The sequence below is a fragment of the Burkholderia puraquae genome, from assembly GCF_002099195.1.
GTDB classification, from domain to species: Bacteria; Pseudomonadota; Gammaproteobacteria; order Burkholderiales; family Burkholderiaceae; genus Burkholderia; species Burkholderia puraquae.
Genome location: NZ_NBYX01000001.1, coordinates 175,610 through 192,299, shown reverse-complemented (window position 1 = coordinate 192,299; position 16,690 = coordinate 175,610). Strand labels below are relative to the sequence as shown.

Genomic DNA, 16,690 nt, shown 5'->3' with positions numbered 1-16,690 from the left:
ACGGCGCGCCAAGCGCGCCGCCTCTTTCGTCCGACGCCACTTCGGCCGTCGCGACCAGCCGGCACAGACACCCTGGATTTGCCACTCACTGCCGCAGCGCATCCGCTCGCCTGCGCCGCGAATCGCGCCCGTTCGCCCCGAAACTTTCTGGAGTACTGCGCATGACCTCGACTCGACTGCCGCGCCAAGGCGTGGCCGGCCTGCCACGCGTCAAGCCGATCCACCTGATGGTGGCGGCCTGCGTCGCCGCGTGGTCCGCCGATGGCCGCGCGACGACACCCGCTGTCGCCGAAGGCACGCTCGCGCAAGTCGAGTTCGACGGCGCGTTCATGCAGAATCGCCTGGGCAGGAATTTCGACGTATCGCGATTCGCCCGACGCAACGTGACGGCTCCCGGGGTGTATAGCGCCGACGTGCATGTCGGTCCCGACTGGATCGGCCGCTACGACGTGCGCTTCGTGGCCGCGCCGGATTCGGGCGACGCACATCCGTGCTTCGACCGCGCGCTGCTCGAGCGCGTCGGCGTCAATTTCGGCAAGCTCGCGCCGGACGTCGTCGCCCGTCTGGACGGCGACGCCGCATGCCTGCGACTCGATGAAGTCGTGCCGGGCGCCAGCGCGGCATTCGACTTCACGCGCCAAACGCTGAGGCTGTCGATCCCGCAAGCATCGCTCGCGCGCAAGGCACGCGGCTACGTGAGCCCCGATCAATGGACTTCCGGCGAAACCGTCGGCCTGCTCGGGTACAACTTCAACCTCTATACGTCCAAGGCGAGTGGCCACACCGCGCAAACGCAAGGCTATCTCGGCCTGAACGGCGGCGTGAACGTCGGCAACTGGCGCTTTCGCCATGAAGGCTCCTATTCATGGTCGTCGCGTGGCCAGAGCCGGTACCAGGGCCTCGCGACCTATCTGCAGCGCGACCTGCCGTCGCTGTCCTCGCAACTCGTGATCGGCGAAAGCTACACGTCGGGCGAACTGTTCGACTCAACGCAATTCCGCGGCGTGCGCCTGTCGACCGACGACCGGATGCTGCCCGACTCGCTGCGCGGCTATGCGCCGGTCGTGCGCGGCATCGCGAACAGCAACGCGAAGGTGACGGTCCGCCAGAACGACGTCACGATCTACGAGACGACCGTCGCGCCCGGTAATTTCGAAATCGACGACCTGTACCCGACCGGATATGGCGGCGACCTGCAGGTATCCGTCGAAGAGGCCGATGGCTCGGTGCATACGTTCTCGGTGCCCTACGCCGCGGTGCCGATGTCGCTGCGGCCGGGCATCGGCCGCTACAGCTTCGTCGCGGGCACGCTGCGCAATCCTCACGGCTCGAGCCAGCCGCTGTTCATGCAGGCCACGTACCAGCGCGGCCTGACGAACCTGCTGACGGCCTATGGCGGCGTCACGCTCGCCGGCGGCTACGTGTCGGGGATGCTCGGCGGCGCGTTCAACACGTCGTTCGGCGCGTTCGGCGCGGACGTCACGCATGCGCTGACCGCGATCCCGGGCGCGAAGCGCTACAGCGGTTCGAGCGTGCGCGTCAGCTATGCGAAGTCGGTCGAAGCGACCGGCACCGACATCGCACTCGCCGCGTATCGCTATTCGACGGACGGCTATTTCGGCCTCGACGACGCGATGCAAGCGCGCGATGCCGCGCGCGACGGCCGCTCGACCCATTCGATCTGGCGTCAGCGCCATCGCGCGTCGCTGGCGCTCACGCAGCGCCTCGGCGCGACCGGCGGGCGCATCAATGCCACGGCATCCGCCGTCAACTACTGGAATCGCCCCGGCTCGGACGTCAACTACTCGGTCGGCTACACGAACCAGTTCCGCAACGTGTCGTACAGCCTGACGGCCACGCGGCAGCGCAATGCCGGCGGCGACATGAGCACGCTCTATTACGCCAACGTCACGATCCCGTTCGGCCGCGCACGCCCGATGACCGTCTCGGGCAACGTGTCGCGCGATACGCTCGGCCGCACCCGAATGCAGTCGACGCTGTCCGGAACGCTCGGCGAAGACCACGCGCTGTCGTACAGCGTCAGCGCGAACCACGCGTCCGGATCGAATTCGTCCACGGACGGCAGCGCCAACGTCACGTACCGCACGCGCCTGGCGGAAGTCAGCGCCAGCGCGGGCGCGAGCACGGACTTCCAGCAAGGCTCGCTCGGCGTGCGCGGCGCGCTGGTCGCGCACCGCGGCGGCATCACGTTCTCTCAGCCGGTATCCGAGACGTTCGCGATCGTCGAGGCGCCGGGTGCGGCCGGCGCGCGCATCACGAACGCGTCCGGCGTCAAGGTCGACGGCAGCGGCTACGCGGTCGTGCCGTACCTGACGCCTTATAGCCTCAATACGATCGCGCTCGATCCGAAGGGCATCTCGATGGACGTCGAACTGAAGGAAACCAGCCGGCAGATCGCGCCGCGCGCCGGTGCCGTGCCGCTGATCCGCTTTGCAACCGACACCGGCCGCGCGGCACTCGTTCAGGCGCCGCAGGCCGACGGCACACCACTGCCGTTCGGCGCCGCCGTGCATGACGAGAACGGCAAGGAAGTCGGCGTCGTCGGCCAGGCGAGCAAGATCTTCGCGCGCGGGCTCGCCGACAGCGGTTCGCTGACGGTTCAATGGGGCGTCGACCGCCGCTCGATCTGCCGAATCGCATACGACCTGCCGGTCACGGAACATCGCCGGCAAGCGTCGGGCATCCAGACCGTGAAGAGCATGTGCCAGCCCGATTCGACGACCGCCGACACTCACTAAGGAATCCCTATGTCCCACTTTCGCCCATCGTCCGCGTTGACCCGAGCCACGATCCCGGCTGGCATGGTGCGCATGCGCGACGCACGTCGCTGCATTGCCCGCCTCCTGTTTCGCCCGATTGCGGTCGCGTCGTCGCTTCTGCTCGCATGCGTCGCATGCTCGACCGATGCGGCCGCGGCCTACCTCTATGCGTTCGGACAACAAACCATTTCCAGTCCCGCGAACGCCGTGACCGGTACGGTCGTCTCGCGTCATTACTTCACGCCGCAGGACGTTTGCGGCGCGAGCACCTGCCAGATTACGAGCGTTCTGATGTACGCAAAGGGCAGCGTGTGGGGCGGCACCAACGGCCCCGACCTCGAGACCAACGTGTCCGGCCTGTCGACACGGATGCTGATCGACGGCAAGGTGGCAGTCTCGACGACGGCAGAAACACTGCGCAATACACTGGAGGTGCAATTGTTTCGCGACACTCGCCAACCGCGGGACGGGTCTCTCAATTCGGGTTCCTTCAACGGGTATTACATCGTCAATTACAAGTCCGGCATCCTCGGCGCCTCGTCCTCGGTCTTCCTCGCCGCCAAGGTCAACTTCATCAACGGAACGTGCTCGATTCCCGACCAGACCGTCACGCTGCCGCCCGTGCAGCATCGCGTATTCAACGGCGTCGGTTCGACCGCCGGCGCGACGGATTTCCAGGTGCAGTTGAACAACTGCCCGGCCGGCTACAACCGGATCGGCTATCAACTGGCGCCGCTGGACGACGTCGTCACCGGCACGCCCGGCGGGATGCAATTGCGCCCGGATGCCACGGCCAGCGGCATCGGCATCCAGATCGCCGACGCCGCGACCGGCCAGCCTCTGCCGCTCGGGAAGTCGCACACGGTGACGGGCTACAACCCGGCCACCGGCGGATCGCCGTCGATTCGGCTCCGTGCGTCCTACCTGCAGACCGGCGCGAAGGTCGGCGGCGGTTCGGTCCATGCGGCGGCGCAGGTTCTGCTCGACTACCAATGAACCAATGAACGATACGCCGCGGCGGCGGCCCTGACATCCGCTCGACGCGGGCGGCGTGCGATACTCGGCACCCCGCCCCGGTTAGACTCCACGGGGAACCCCGGTGCGCCGGGAGAGTCCATCTCCTTTCGTCAACAACTCAACAGCAATAGGGAGGCGTTCATGCTGCAATTCATCGAAACCCTGGTCGTCGGGCTCATCGTCGGCCTCCTCGCCCGCGCGCTCAAGCCCGGCGACGACAAAATGGGCATCCTGATGACCGTCGTGCTCGGCGTCGTCGGCTCGCTCGTCGCAGGTTACGTCGGCCGCGCGGCCGGCTGGTATGCGCCGGGCCAGGGCGCAGGCTGGATCGCATCGATCATCGGCGCGATCGTGCTGCTCGTGATCGTCGGCGCGGTGCGCAAGCGCGCGGGCTGATCGCGCCGTCACAGCGCTCCATGCAAAAACGGCCGCTCATTCACGAGCGGCCGTTTTCTTTTGGTGCATGGCAATTCACCCGTGCATCGCTTCATCCATTCACCAATTCGTTGATCCCACAACGACTTGCCGTGACGGCCGGCGTTGGACAAACGTACTTCCGTCGAGCTTACTACACCGGCATTACCCGAACTTGCTATCTCGCAAATCCGGCATACATTGAATTCAGCAATGCTGCGTCATTTGCGTATATCCAAAATTTGCGATTTTTCATTCAAGAGAACAGATGGACTTGCCGTTTACGCACTTAGCATCGCAGCGTTGACGGACTGCCACCCGAGCGGCCCCGCTGCGACGCGCTTCCTCTCTGGAGCCTGTCATGAAGCATCGCCTGTTCGCCGCCTCGTTCGTCCTGGCTGCCTCGCTTCTGGGCATGTCCTCGTCCTTCGCCGCCGGCGCGTCCGGCATCATCCACTTCTCCGGCATGATCGTCGAGCCGCCTTGCTCGTTCGCGCTCGATACGCCCGACGCCGCACCCGCACGCGTGCGAGCCGACTGCCCGCGCCCCGCGACCGGACAGATCGCGTTCGTCGACGCAGCGAGCCAGCAGGCCGTCAAGACCACGACCTTTACTCAGGCTTCGCGCGCAATCGTTTTACCGAACCGTCCGGGCAACAATCAGGCACCGATGATCGCCGTCGTCACTTACCAGTAAAACCGTCCGCCGGCGTGGCCCCCGACGGGTTCGGCGCACGTACGCGCTTCGCCGGTCAGTCGCGATGCCGCGCGATCCAGTCGCTGAACGCGCGGATCTTCTGCTGGTTGCCGATGTTCTCGGGATAGACGAAGAAGTAGCGCGCGCCCGTTTCGAGCACGATGTCGAACGGCCGTTCGAGCCGGCGCGCGCTGACGTCGTCGTCGACGAGCGTCACGTCGCCGATCGCGACGCCGAAGCCCTGCATCGCCGCATTCGTGGCGAGATCGAGCGTGTCGAACGTCGGCCCGCGCGCGGGATCGACGCCGCGCTCGCCCGCATGATCGAGCCAGGCGCGCCAGTCGCGATGGTCGCGGGTCGGATGCAGCAACGTATGACGCGCAAGATCGCCAACCGCGTCGAGCGGCGACGTTTGCCGCAATTCGGGCGCGCATACGGGCGTCAACCGCTCGTCGAACAGCGGCAGCGCGAACACGCCTGCGCCCGGCGACGTGCCGTAGACGATCGCCGCATCGAACGGCTCGGTCGAGAAATCGACGACGTGCTGCCAGGCGGTCGTGATCTGCACATGGAGATCGGGATGCTCGCCCTGGAAGCGCATGATGCGCGGCAGCATCCAGCGCATCACGCAGGTCGGCACCTTCAGCGCGAGATCGGTGCGCTGCCGCGTGAGCTTCATCGAAATATCTTCGATCCGCGCGAAGCTCTCGTTGACGACCGGCAGCAACTGCTCGCCTTCCGCCGTCAGCGTGAGGCCCTTCGCATGCCGCTTGAACAGCGGAAAACCATAATGCGCCTCGAGCGTCTGGATCTGCCGGCTCACCGCGCCCTGCGTGATGCACAGCTGCTCGGCCGCGCGCGTGAAGCTGCGGTGGCGAGCCACTGTCGAGAAGATCTGCAGCGCATGCAGGGGTGGAAGTCGGCGCATGGAGAAGGCAAACGGAAAAACGGCGCGGAAGAATCGCGCGCCGACACCGGCGCGCGCTGTCCGACACGATAAGCCAAACGCCGGTTTTGCGCGAGGCGCGGAACGCTCAGGCCGTCGCGGTGAGCGCACCCGCCACGATGCGCGCCGCCGACGCAACGACGTCCGCGCGGGCAGCCGCAGCGGCCTGCGGCTGCGTGAACGACACGGCCATCACGATCGGCGCGCGCGACGGCGGCCACAGTACCGCGACGTCGGTCGTCGTGCCGTAACCGCCCGTGCCGGCCTTGTCCGCGATGCGCCAGCCGGGCGGCACGCCCGCCGCGATACCGGTCGCGCCGCGCGCGCCGCCGACCATCCACTCCGTCAGTTGCGCACGCTGCGGTGCCTGCAGCGTGTTGCCGAGCAGCAGCCGCTGCAGCGTGTCGACCATCGCGACCGGCGTCGACGTGTCGCGTTCGTCGCCGGGCGCCGCGTTGTTCAGCTCGGGTTCCCAGTGATCGAGGCGGAAGAACGTATCGCCGCTCTCGCGCGCGAACGACGTGACGGCCTGCGGGCCGCCGAGCACGCCCATCAGCAGGTTGCCGGCGCCCTTGTCGCCCGACTGCAGCATCGCCACGCACAGCTGCTCGATCGTCATGCCCGTGTCGACGTGGCTTTCCGTAATCGGCGAGCCCGACACGACTTCATAGCGGCGGTACAGGATGCGACGCGGCAGCAGCGACGCGTCGAGCGAGCCGCGCGCGAGCATTGCGGCGGCCGCGACGACCGCATACGTGCCGCACAGCGGGAAGCGCTCGCGCGCATGGTGCGCGATGCGCACGCCGTTCGACGTATCGAGCGCGTCGACGCCGAGCCGGCCATTCGAAGCCTTCTCGAGCGCGGTCAATTCGGCCTGGGCGGCGTGGGCGCGCCCCTGGTCGGCGACCGGTGCGGACGAGCACGCGGCGACGAACGGCGCGGCAACGGCGGCAAGCAACAGCGAGCGGCGTGTCGGAGAGTGTTCCATGGATGAGGTGTGTTCTGTCGGAAACGGTGGCACGAAGCAACGCGGCGCGCATCGGCGAAGCGCGCCCTGTCACGCCGACGGCTGGCCCGCGACGTCATTCGCCGCGCATCCCCGAAAGACGACCGTCGGCCCCGCGAAGCGCGGGACTCGCATGAACAGACCCTAGCGTAGCAGCGACCGCCGCCACGTTCCAGCGAAACGGCCCCGCGTCACCCTTGTGACGAAGGCAGGTACGGCATCGGATTGACCGGCTTGCCGTCGCGCCGCACCTCGAACAGCAGCGCGACACGCGAGTTGTCGAGGTCGCCCATTTCGGCGATCTCGTCGCCCTGGCGCACGATGTCGCCCGTCCTCACGAGCAGCTTGCGGTTATGCGCATAGGCGGTCAGGAAATCCGCATTGTGCTGGACGATGATCAGGCTGCCGTAATCGTTCAGGCCGGTGCCTGCGTACATCACGCGGCCGTCGGCCGCCGCGCGGACCGGGTCGCCGGGCCGGCCGGCGATCTGGATGCCGCGGTTCTGCCCCGGCCGGAACCCGTCGACGATCTTGCCGCTCGCGGGCCACTTGAGCGCGACGCCGCCTGCATGCCGCTTCGTTTCCTTGACGACCTGCCGGTCGCTCGCGCTCGACGCGGCGGTCTGCACGGTTGCCGGGTTACCCACTGCGCCATTGCTCGCGGCCGGCGATGCGGCCACCTGCGTGCCGGCCGCGCCCGGCGGCGGCAACGACTGCTGCTTGACGATGCGCAGCACCTGCCCCATGCGCAGCCTGCCGTTCGCGTCCAGCTTGTTCCAGGTGCGCAGGTCGGCAATGCTGCAACCGTTCGCGGACGCGATGCCCGTCAGTGTGTCGCCGCGCTTCACGACGTATTTCTGCGCGACGAGAATCGGCGCCGGCGGCGGGGTGGCGGCCGACGGCGCAGCGGCGGGCGGGCTCGACGGCGACGACTGTCCCGCCTGCGTGTCGCTCGGCGGAACGGACTGCGTGCTTGCACAACCGGCCATGACGAGCACGGCGGCCAGGCCCGGCAGCCACGCCGCGTTGCGGTAAATCTCGCGCGTTTTCATGGACGATCCGACTCCGGTTTGACAATCTTTCAAGCATCTCAAAAACGGAACGGCCGACGTGTAACCGGATGCAAACAATGATGACAAACGATCACGAACGGATGCCGGCCGGCATTCGCTACCGGTAATACGGTCCGATCCGGAAAAACTTGATGGTCTTTTTGCGTGAAAACGGAAGAATTTTCGTTTCAAAAAACTATGGCATATTTATTTTGATAGCCAAGAGGCGGCGACAGCCGCCCGCTGCGGCGCGCGCCCGCCGCGACGTTCAGCGCAACCATCCGGCGAGTTCGGAACAGGCCCACGCAATGCCGATGCACAGGAACAATACGTGCAGCGCGATCTTGAACGACACGCCCCACGACGAATCGATCTGCATGACAGGCTCCCCGGTTGATGTGCGGCCATGATCCGCCATCGATCGCGCCCCGAAAATACGGAACCGGCGAATCGGGTCTCAGGCTGCGCCTGAGACCGCTGCCGCGCTTCCCTGCTAACTTATCGGCCATTCCAACACGATCGCCCCCACCCATCATGCGCTTCGACCTGACCGACCTGCGGCTCTTCCTGAACATCTGCGAGGCCGGCACGATCACGAGCGGCGCCGAGCGGACCCACATCACGCTGCAGGCCGCGAGCGAACGCATCCGCGGCATGGAGGACGAACTCGGCGTACCGCTGCTGCACCGGACCAAGTCGGGCGCGCAGGCAACCGATGCGGGCCGCGCGCTCGAACACCACGCGCGCACCGTGCTGCAGCAGATCGACCACATGCGCGGCGAACTGCAGCAATACGGCCAGGGGCTGCGCGGGCATATCCGGCTGCTGTGCAACACGGCGTCGCTGAGCGAATACCTGCCCGACGCGCTGGCCGACTACCTGCCGCATCATCCGAAGCTGTCGATCAGCGTCGAGGAGCGCTCAAGCCAGGAGATCGTGCATGCGATCCGCAACAAGACGGCCGAGGTCGGCATCGTCGCCGATTCGGTCGGGCTCGGCGGGCTCGAACAGAAGCCGTTCCGCGAGGACTGGCTGATCGTCGTCGTGCCGGCCGCGCATCCGCTCGCGTCGCAAGACAAGGTCGCGTTCGACACGATCGCCGATGCCGACTTCATCGGCCTCACCGACGGTAGCGCACTGCAGGTGCATCTCGCCGACCAGGCACGTGCGCTCGGCAAGCGGATCCGCTATCGCGTGCAACTGAAGAGCTTCGATGCGATCTGCCGCGTGATTGCCAGCGGCGTGGGCATCGGCATCGTGTCGCGCCACGCGGCCGAGCGCGCGATGCAGACGATGGACGTGCGACTCGTCGAGCTGTCCGATCCGTGGAGCCACCGTCGGCTGAAGCTGTGCGCGCGGTCGTTCGACGCGCTGCCGAAGTACACGCGGGAGTTCGTCGCGTTCCTGTCCGGCGAAGCCACGCTGCGGTAACGCGCGCCATTCGCGGCCGATACCGCGATGCACGGCCCGATTCACGTCGATCCTTATGGATAACGTTTTCTCAAGAAGTCCGGCGAGCGTTCATCGCCGGACAACCCTTCTGATCTCCGCTTCCGCATCGACCTCCCACGCTCCACCCAGTCTCATCCGGAAGAAATTCCGCTAATTTAAGCGACATTCCGATCTCGACCTCTACTCCCGGCTTCCCACTATCCGGGTTTCTCCGGGCGCGCCAGGCGTGAAAGTTCATTGACATCACGTCGATCGCTGCCTAAATTTGGAAAACGTTTTCCATTGTATCCGCGCGACGCCGGTGACGGCCCGTGCAGGGAGAACGCTTGCCCGCTCGATTGGTAATTCAGGCCGTTTGCCTTCAGGGATCAGGGTTGCAAGGCGGCGGCCAGGTACGGGCATCGAGCGCGGCAACGGCCACACCCGCCCGTCCTTCATCACTATTCAAAACTGGAGACACAATGCATCCGCGCAGCAGATTCGCGCTCGGCGCCGCGCTCAGCGCCCTTTCCGTCCTGTTCGTCAGCGCATGCGGCGGCAACGACGTGACCGACACCCCGCCGCCATCGTCGCCGCCCCCGTCCACGACCCCGTCGCTCGCGTCGAACTCGCTGCAGGCGCTCGTCTACGGCGCGCCCGACACCAGCGTGCCGGCCGGCACGAACGTTCCGGTCACGATGATGGGCCAGATGCGCGCGCTGTTCGACCTGATCCGGAAATCGCCCGACTTCACGCAGGTCGTGATGGATCTCGGCGACGGCACGCCGGTCCACGTGCTCGACACGAACACCGGCGACAAATTCCTGCCGGGCAAGCTCGCGCTCGGCCTGTCGTACATCCTGATCGACATGAAGTCGAAGAACGATCCGCAGTACGCCAGCTACCTGGCGACGTACCAGACGATCACGACCGCGATGATGGCGCAGTCGGGCAGCAACTACACGTATGCGAATACGTCGTGGGGCGAGTACTACTACCTCGTCGCGCTGAACAACCTGAAGGCGCACGGGATGCTCAACGAAGTCTTCAGCGACGCGATACTCGCGACGCTGCAGCAGCGCCTCACCTTCTGCGACATGTTCGGCCCCGATGCGAGCGGCAAGACGAATACGTGCCCCGCGGCCGGCACGCCGATCGACATCGCGTCGCTCAACACCGCGCAGAACTACTATGCGGTGTCCTACGGAATTGCCGGGCTGCGCCAGAAGCTCGGCTGGAGCAGCCCGTCGTTTGCCTCGAAGACCGATCCGTCAGTCGCGACGATGGGTGCGCGCGACGCGCTGCTGTACACGCTCACGAACCATATCCGCAACGACTCGTCGGGCGGGTTCTCGGACGAAGCGTCGAACACGCACACGACCTACTACGACCAGGCGCGCTTCGACCGCTACAGCACGCTGCTGATCGGCGAAGTGACCGAGCGCACGTTCGAGATGGGCAACGAAGCGAACCTCACGCCCGAACTGAAGGGATACCTGCGCAAGTCGGTCGACCTGATCCTGCCGCAACTGAACGCGAACGGCCAGGGCTTCAACTACGGCCGCTCGATCGGCCCGTATGGCGATTCGGCGTTCATGGAAGTGCTGACGGCCGCGGCCAATGCCGGTGTGCTGACCGACCAGGAGAAGCAGGTTGCGTATGCGTTCATCTACCAGGCCGCGCATCGGTTCGACACGTACTGGTACGACCCGTCGCTGCCTACACCTTCGGTGAACATGTGGGTCAAGGGCCGCGGCACGGACGCGTATCGCGGCAAGCCGCGCGTGATGGGCGAGAACTTCAGCCTGCTGCACCAGTACCTGTACGTGAACGCGTGGTGGAACAAGCTCGGCTTCGGCGGCAAGGCGCCGATGGCCGATGCGGACTACGGCGCGTGGCTCGACGCGCTGCCGCGCTACACGCTCACCTGGTACAACCAGCCAGGCGACACCGCGCATCCGTACAGTGCGGCACTGCTCACCGTGCGCGACGGCCGGCGCGTGATCAACCTGAACCTCAGCCAGGCGCCCGACTACAACTCGTACACGCCGTACTACCCGGTGCCGTTCTCCGACAAGCTGATCTATGGCACGACGGATCTCGGCTACGCGCTGCTGGTGCCGCAGGTGTCGTACAACGGGAAGACCTACATTCCCGTCACGTACTACAAGAACCTGAACGTCCAGCAAAGCAACGGCCAGGTGATCGTGTCGTTCGATACCGCGAAGTTCCGGCTCGCCTCGAAGAACGCGGCGTACACGACGGATCTCGACCTGCAGGTGCATACGGTGCTGACGTTCGCGCACGGCTCGGTCGCACGCAGTGACACGCTGAGCACGGGCACGCTCACCGGCAACCTGTCGGTCGAGACGGACTTCACGTCGTTCGCGGATTTCGCGTCGACGCAGGCCAACGGCGACGGCGTGTCGGTGACGTACGCGAACAGTGCCGCGACCGGCTATACGGCGTCCGGGTTCGACAACTGCGCGCTGTCCGCCTTCGACACGGCGAACGGCACGACGAATCCGCTGTCGACGACACCGATCGGCCAGTTGCATTCGAACTTCGCGTGCACGACGAAGCCGTTCGCACTCGGCGCGAGCGCGACCCGCACGTTCGGGTGGACCCTGAAGTACGCCGATCCGGCCTGAACGGTGTGACCCGCGTCCGGTGAACGCTCCCGAAACCGATTGCCGTTGAAACCGGCTTCGGGATCGTCACGGACAGCGGGCATCACGCCCGTCGGCGATACCCGCTCACAGCCACCCCGAAGCTGCCATATACGCGCCAAGTGCGATCAGCCCGACGAAGAAGCAGCGCTTGAACGCCTTCTCGCTCATCACGCGCCGCGCATATTGGCCACCGGCCATGCCCGCCAGCGCCGGCACGAGCGCGAGCGCCGACACGCCGAGATCGACCGTCTCCAGCGCACCCGTCACGCGCAACTGCATGCCGAGCACGATCGTCGATGCGGTGAACGACAGCCCGAGCGCCTGGATCAGGTCGTCTTTCGACAGCCGCAGCGCCTGCAGGTACGGCACGGCCGGCACGACGAACACGCCGGTCGCGGCCGTCACGACCCCCGTCAGGTAGCCGACCACGGCCGACAGCCACTTTTCATGGCGGCCCGGCGCCGGCAGCCGCGCGGCGGCCAGCCCCCACAGCCCGTAGAGAATCAGCACCACGCCGAGCGCCGCATGCGTCCAGGTGCTGCCGGCCGCGAGCGTGGGCAGCCCGCCCGTCAGCGTGCCGATCGTCAGGCCGGCGAGCAGCGGCCACAGCCGGCGCAGCAGCGGCCCGAACGACGGGCCGAGCCACAACTGCCACACATTGGTGATGAATGACGGCACGAGCAACAGGCTTGCGGCGGCCGACGGCGGCATCGCGAGCGTCAGCAGCCCCATCGCGATCGTCGGCAGCCCGAGTCCGATCATGCCCTTGACCGCGCCGGCCAGCAGAAAAACCACCGCGATGATCGTCAGCGTGTGAATGTGCATGGAAGGCATTCCGTCCGGTTGAGTAAGCGCCGATGGTGAACCCCGATCGCGCCGCCCGCCATCTGGCTTTGCCTGAGGCTGGCTAGGGCTTGCCGGGCGGAGCTGGCGGTGCGATTTTGCCGATGTGCAGGCGCGCCGCGGGCCGGCGAAAAACGCGCCGCCGGCGTCAAGGTTGACGGGGCCGGACCACGCACCGCCATCCGTGTTGCCGAATCCCGCCCCGGCACCCGAATCCGAGCCGAATACAGGGCCCCTTCCGGAACAAACACCGATCCACCGATCAGTCCCCGTGAGATGCCCCCCGCCCCTGCTCGCTGTCGAGGTGCACCATCTGTGCGGCCGGATAACGCTCACCGGCAGCCGCCCCGGCGGGAACCGCCGCTTCGATGCGAGCGATATCATTGACCGTTAGTTGCATTTTAGCGGCTTGCAACGCGTCGTGAAGCTGCGTGCGCTTGCGCGCGCCGATCAGCGGCACGATATCGCCGCCGCGCGACAGCACCCATGCGATCGCGACCTGCGCCGGATTGCTGCCCTTCTCGTCGGCAATGGCGCGCAGCGCGTCGACGAGTGCGAGGTTGTGCGCGAGGTTCTCGCCCTGGAAGCGCGGGCTCGCCGCGCGAAAATCGCGCTCGCCCTGCCGCGCCGTGCTCCAGCCCCCGCCAAGCAGCCCGCGCGACAGCACGCCGTAGGCCGTCACGCCGATCCCGAGTTCGCGGCACGCAGGCAGGATCCCGGCCTCGATGCCGCGCGACAGCAGCGAATATTCGATCTGCAGGTCGGAGATCGGTGCGACCGCGGCCGCGCGGCGGATCGTGTCGACGCCAGCTTCCGACAGGCCGATATGGCGCACGTACCCGGCCTTCACGAGATCGGCGATCGCGCCGATCGTCTCCTCGATCGGCACCGCCGGATCGACGCGCGCCGGCCGGTAGATGTCGATATAGTCGGTGCCGAGCCGTTTCAGCGAGTACGCGACGAAGTTGCGGATCGCCACCGGCCGCGCGTCGTAGCCGGCAAACCCGCCGGCCGGATCGCGCAGCGCGCCGAATTTCACGCTGATCAGCACCTGGTCGCGTGCCCGGCCCCGCAGCGCTTCGCGGATCAGCATCTCGTTGTCGCCCATGCCGTAGAAATCGCCGGTGTCGAGCATCGTGATGCCGTTGTCGAGGGCGGCGTGCAAGGTCGCGATGCTTTCATCGCGGTCGGCCGGCCCGTAGAAGTCCGACATCCCCATGCAGCCGAGCGCGAGTGCCGACACCCGCGGGCCCGTACGGCCCAGTTCACGCGTATCCATGCCAGTTTCCTTGAGTGATGAATGAACAGGCGGATTCTGGACGCATCGCGACGCGCGATAAACGCGAAACACTCAACCAAACCATTCGACGCTGATTAACAATGGAGCCTGCTCCCCTCCACCCACGCCCTCGCCCCGCATGGATCATCTGCAAGCAATGCGCATCTTCGCGCGCGTCGCCCATCTCGGCAGCTTCACGAAAGCAGCCGAGCAGCTGCAACTGCCGCGCCCGACGGTCAGCAACGCCGTCCAGTATCTGGAAAAGCACCTGAAGATCCGCCTGCTGCAGCGCACGACGCGGCGCGTCGCGCTGACGGCCGAAGGCGCGACCTATTACGAGCGCTGCGTGCGGTTGCTGGCCGATCTGGACGATGCGGAAACGCTGTTCGAGGACGCCGGCACGACGCCGCGCGGCGCGATCCGCGTCGACCTGCCCGAGCGCTTCGCGCTGAACCAGGTGATTCCGGCGCTACCGGGTTTCCACGCGCGCTACCCCGACCTGCGCGTCGTGATCGGCACGACCGACCGCTTCGTCGATCTCGTTGCCGACGGCATCGACTGCGCGGTGCGGGTGGGCGCGATGTCCGACACGTCGCTCGTCGCGCGGCGCATCGGCGAACTGGCGCAGATCAACTGCGCGGCGCCCGCGTATCTCGAGCGGCACGGCACGCCGCGCTCGCCGGACGAGCTGCCGGACCACGTCGCGGTCGGCTATTTCTCGAGCCGCACGGGCCGCGAGCTGGACTGGGAATATGCGGACATGGATTCGGGCGAACTGCACGCGGTCAAGATGCGCAGCGTCGTGTCGGTCAACAGCTCACAGGCGTATCTCGCGTGCTGTCTTGCGGGCCTCGGGCTGATCCAGGCACCGCGCGAAGGGCTCGGGCCGCTGCTCGCCGACGGCTCGCTGGTCGAGGTGCTGCCGGAATGGAATGCCGAGCCGCTGCCCGTGTTGGTGGTATTTCCGACCGGCCGGCATCTCGCGCCGCGCGTGCGGATCTTCGTCGACTGGCTCGCGGACACGCTCGGCGCCACGCCCCGGGGGGAGTGACGGCAGGCGCCGGAGCACTCGGCCCCGGCGCCGCCCGATCAGAACTTGTGGCGGATCGCGGCACGCACCGCGAACTGGTTCGACGACGCCGACGGGCCGTCCGTGCCGACCACGTAGCCGCCGTCAGCCGCCGTACCGGTCTTGTCGCCGGCCACCTTCTGCCATGCGCCCTGCAGGTAGACGTCGGTGCGCTTCGACAGGCTGTAGTCGGCCATCAGGCCGACCGTGTGGTATTTCGGCTTGAACGACCCGGCCGCGGCATCGAACTTGCCGTCCGTGTACACGTATTGCGCGCCGAGATAGAAATCGGGCGTGAGCTGGTACTTGCCGTTGATCTCGAAGTTCTGGAACTTCGTCGCGGTCAGCCCGAGACCGGCGAACGTCGAAGCCGGCAGGTAGACGGTCGACACCGGGTTCTTCACGTCGGTCTTCGTGTAGACGAAGCCGACCGTGGCCGGGCCGAACGTGTAGTTGACGCCGCCGCCGAAGATCCGCAGGCGGTCGGCGACGAAGTTCGCATCGTCGGCCGAGATCGCGCCTGCGCTGCCGACGCCCGGGTTGTTCGCCTGCAGGTACGCCGCCGCAACCTGCAGCCCGGCCAGCGAGTACTGCGCGCCGAGGCTGTACTGACGGTTGTTCGAGAAGCCGGTGCTGTTGCTGAAGCTGTACGTGCCGCCGAACGTCAGGCCGTTCCAGTCGGCGCTCGCATACTTGACCGTGTTGTTGACGCGGAACGAGTTGTCCGTGTTGTCGTTGTCGAACGGATGCGAGAACAGCGTGCCGCCCCAGTTGCCGTTGGCCGTGAGCGGCGCGAGATAGTCGACGACGGAATCGTACTGGCGGCCGAAGGTCAGCGTGCCAAAGCGCGGCGCGCTCAGCCCGACGAACGCCTGGCGGCCGAACATGCGGCCGCCCTGGCCGAGCCGGCCGTTGTTCACGTCAAAACCGTTTTCCAGCGTGAAGATCGCCTTCAGCCCGCCGCCGAGATCCTCGCTGCCCTTCAGGCCCCAGCGGCTGCCCTGCGCATAGCCGCTCGCGAGCTGGTAATTCGACTTTCCGACCCCATTGACGTTCACGTTGTTCGTGTAATTGAAGCCTTCATCGATCACACCGTACAGCGTCACGCTGTTCTGGGCGAAGACCGGCGCGGCGAAAGCGGCCAGCGCGGCGGCAAAAATGACGTGCTTCTTCATGACGGATCTCCGGAGCCGGGGGCCGGGCAGGTCGAGCACCCGGCGAATGTCTGGTCTGTTGTATGTGTGGCCCGCAGGGCGGACGACGCGGTGTGCGGCCGCGTGAGGACAAAATGGTGTCACGTCGCAAACCGTCCGTCCATCGGGGTCGTTGAACCCTGCACAAAACGTTGCGCTCGTCCAACTGCCCCGTTGCGCAGACCGCCTGACCCGGCTTATCGGCAGCGGCATGCGCGCCCGCCATCCGAGTAAACCCGGCATGCACCGCATCGGTGGCACAATGCGCATCCGTTCGTCATTTCTTCACGA

General features: G+C 66.5%; 13 protein-coding genes. 7 read left to right on the top strand and 6 right to left on the bottom strand.

All coding sequences use genetic code 11. The annotated features are described in order from the left end of the window. Positions 1–161 precede the first annotated feature (161 nt). The 4 genes from B7G54_RS00860 (at position 162) to B7G54_RS00845 (ending at position 4,908) form a co-directional block, all read left to right on the top strand. Complete coding sequence (locus tag B7G54_RS00860) at positions 162–2,759, top strand: fimbria/pilus outer membrane usher protein (RefSeq protein WP_085037320.1); 2,598 nt, start codon at positions 162–164, stop codon at positions 2,757–2,759. A gap of 9 nt (positions 2,760–2,768) precedes the next feature. Then, a complete protein-coding gene (locus B7G54_RS00855; protein ID WP_085037319.1) occupies positions 2,769–3,776 on the top strand; it encodes a fimbrial protein in 1,008 nt (335 codons plus the stop codon). A 162-nt stretch (positions 3,777–3,938) separates the two neighbouring features. After that, positions 3,939–4,193: a GlsB/YeaQ/YmgE family stress response membrane protein gene (locus B7G54_RS00850; protein ID WP_057924918.1), complete on the top strand. Its 255-nt coding sequence runs from the start codon at positions 3,939–3,941 to the stop codon at positions 4,191–4,193. A 379-nt stretch (positions 4,194–4,572) separates the two neighbouring features. Continuing rightward, positions 4,573–4,908 carry a type 1 fimbrial protein gene (locus tag B7G54_RS00845; RefSeq protein WP_085037318.1) on the top strand — a complete coding sequence of 112 codons (336 nt, stop codon included), beginning with the start codon at positions 4,573–4,575 and terminating at the stop codon, positions 4,906–4,908. Positions 4,909–4,963: 55 nt separating this feature from the next. Here B7G54_RS00845 and B7G54_RS00840 read toward each other — a convergent pair whose 3' ends face one another. The 3 genes from B7G54_RS00840 to B7G54_RS00830 form a co-directional block, all read right to left on the bottom strand. Next, positions 4,964–5,836: a LysR substrate-binding domain-containing protein gene (locus B7G54_RS00840; RefSeq protein WP_085037317.1), complete on the bottom strand. Its 873-nt coding sequence runs from the start codon at positions 5,834–5,836 to the stop codon at positions 4,964–4,966. Positions 5,837–5,942: 106 nt separating this feature from the next. Beyond that, complete coding sequence (gene bla / locus B7G54_RS00835; protein WP_085037316.1) at positions 5,943–6,842, bottom strand: class A beta-lactamase; 900 nt, start codon at positions 6,840–6,842, stop codon at positions 5,943–5,945. A 209-nt stretch (positions 6,843–7,051) separates the two neighbouring features. Then, positions 7,052–7,912 carry a peptidoglycan DD-metalloendopeptidase family protein gene (locus B7G54_RS00830; RefSeq protein ID WP_085037315.1) on the bottom strand — a complete coding sequence of 287 codons (861 nt, stop codon included), beginning with the start codon at positions 7,910–7,912 and terminating at the stop codon, positions 7,052–7,054. Between the two features lie 534 nt (positions 7,913–8,446). Here B7G54_RS00830 and B7G54_RS00825 point away from each other — a divergent pair. Next, on the top strand, positions 8,447–9,343 hold the full coding sequence (locus B7G54_RS00825; protein ID WP_085037314.1) for a LysR family transcriptional regulator: 897 nt from the start codon (positions 8,447–8,449) through the stop codon (positions 9,341–9,343). 482 nt (positions 9,344–9,825) lie between these two features. Continuing rightward, positions 9,826–11,994, top strand: a complete 2,169-nt coding sequence (locus tag B7G54_RS00820; RefSeq protein WP_085037313.1) for a hypothetical protein — start codon at positions 9,826–9,828, stop codon at positions 11,992–11,994. Positions 11,995–12,099: 105 nt separating this feature from the next. Here B7G54_RS00820 and B7G54_RS00815 read toward each other — a convergent pair whose 3' ends face one another. Beyond that, positions 12,100–12,840 (bottom strand): sulfite exporter TauE/SafE family protein, encoded by a 741-nt coding sequence (locus B7G54_RS00815; RefSeq protein ID WP_175130430.1) that lies wholly within the window; start codon positions 12,838–12,840, stop codon positions 12,100–12,102. A 280-nt stretch (positions 12,841–13,120) separates the two neighbouring features. Continuing rightward, the gene (locus B7G54_RS00810; RefSeq protein WP_085037311.1) at positions 13,121–14,137 is read right to left on the bottom strand and encodes an aldo/keto reductase; all 1,017 of its coding nucleotides are present in this window, start codon (positions 14,135–14,137) and stop codon (positions 13,121–13,123) included. A gap of 139 nt (positions 14,138–14,276) precedes the next feature. Here B7G54_RS00810 and B7G54_RS00805 point away from each other — a divergent pair, with 139 nt between their 5' ends. Further along, the gene (locus tag B7G54_RS00805) at positions 14,277–15,188 is read left to right on the top strand and encodes a LysR family transcriptional regulator (RefSeq protein ID WP_085037310.1); all 912 of its coding nucleotides are present in this window, start codon (positions 14,277–14,279) and stop codon (positions 15,186–15,188) included. A 38-nt stretch (positions 15,189–15,226) separates the two neighbouring features. Here B7G54_RS00805 and B7G54_RS00800 read toward each other — a convergent pair whose 3' ends face one another. After that, on the bottom strand, positions 15,227–16,381 hold the full coding sequence (locus B7G54_RS00800) for a porin (protein WP_085037309.1): 1,155 nt from the start codon (positions 16,379–16,381) through the stop codon (positions 15,227–15,229). Between the last annotated feature and the right edge of the window lie 309 nt (positions 16,382–16,690).

Bases quoted from the DNA above. Each gene is read 5' to 3' on its own strand.
- B7G54_RS00860 (WP_085037320.1), top strand. From the start codon at position 162: ATGACCTCGACTCGACTGCCGCGCCAAGGCGTGGCCGGCCTGCCACGC.
- B7G54_RS00855 (WP_085037319.1), top strand. From the start codon at position 2,769: ATGTCCCACTTTCGCCCATCGTCCGCGTTGACCCGAGCCACGATCCCG.
- B7G54_RS00850 (WP_057924918.1), top strand. From the start codon at position 3,939: ATGCTGCAATTCATCGAAACCCTGGTCGTCGGGCTCATCGTCGGCCTC.
- B7G54_RS00845 (WP_085037318.1), top strand. From the start codon at position 4,573: ATGAAGCATCGCCTGTTCGCCGCCTCGTTCGTCCTGGCTGCCTCGCTT.
- B7G54_RS00840 (WP_085037317.1), bottom strand. From the start codon at position 5,836: ATGCGCCGACTTCCACCCCTGCATGCGCTGCAGATCTTCTCGACAGTG.
- bla (WP_085037316.1), bottom strand. From the start codon at position 6,842: ATGGAACACTCTCCGACACGCCGCTCGCTGTTGCTTGCCGCCGTTGCC.
- B7G54_RS00830 (WP_085037315.1), bottom strand. From the start codon at position 7,912: ATGAAAACGCGCGAGATTTACCGCAACGCGGCGTGGCTGCCGGGCCTG.
- B7G54_RS00825 (WP_085037314.1), top strand. From the start codon at position 8,447: ATGCGCTTCGACCTGACCGACCTGCGGCTCTTCCTGAACATCTGCGAG.
- B7G54_RS00820 (WP_085037313.1), top strand. From the start codon at position 9,826: ATGCATCCGCGCAGCAGATTCGCGCTCGGCGCCGCGCTCAGCGCCCTT.
- B7G54_RS00815 (WP_175130430.1), bottom strand. From the start codon at position 12,840: ATGCACATTCACACGCTGACGATCATCGCGGTGGTTTTTCTGCTGGCC.
- B7G54_RS00810 (WP_085037311.1), bottom strand. From the start codon at position 14,137: ATGGATACGCGTGAACTGGGCCGTACGGGCCCGCGGGTGTCGGCACTC.
- B7G54_RS00805 (WP_085037310.1), top strand. From the start codon at position 14,277: ATGGATCATCTGCAAGCAATGCGCATCTTCGCGCGCGTCGCCCATCTC.
- B7G54_RS00800 (WP_085037309.1), bottom strand. From the start codon at position 16,381: ATGAAGAAGCACGTCATTTTTGCCGCCGCGCTGGCCGCTTTCGCCGCG.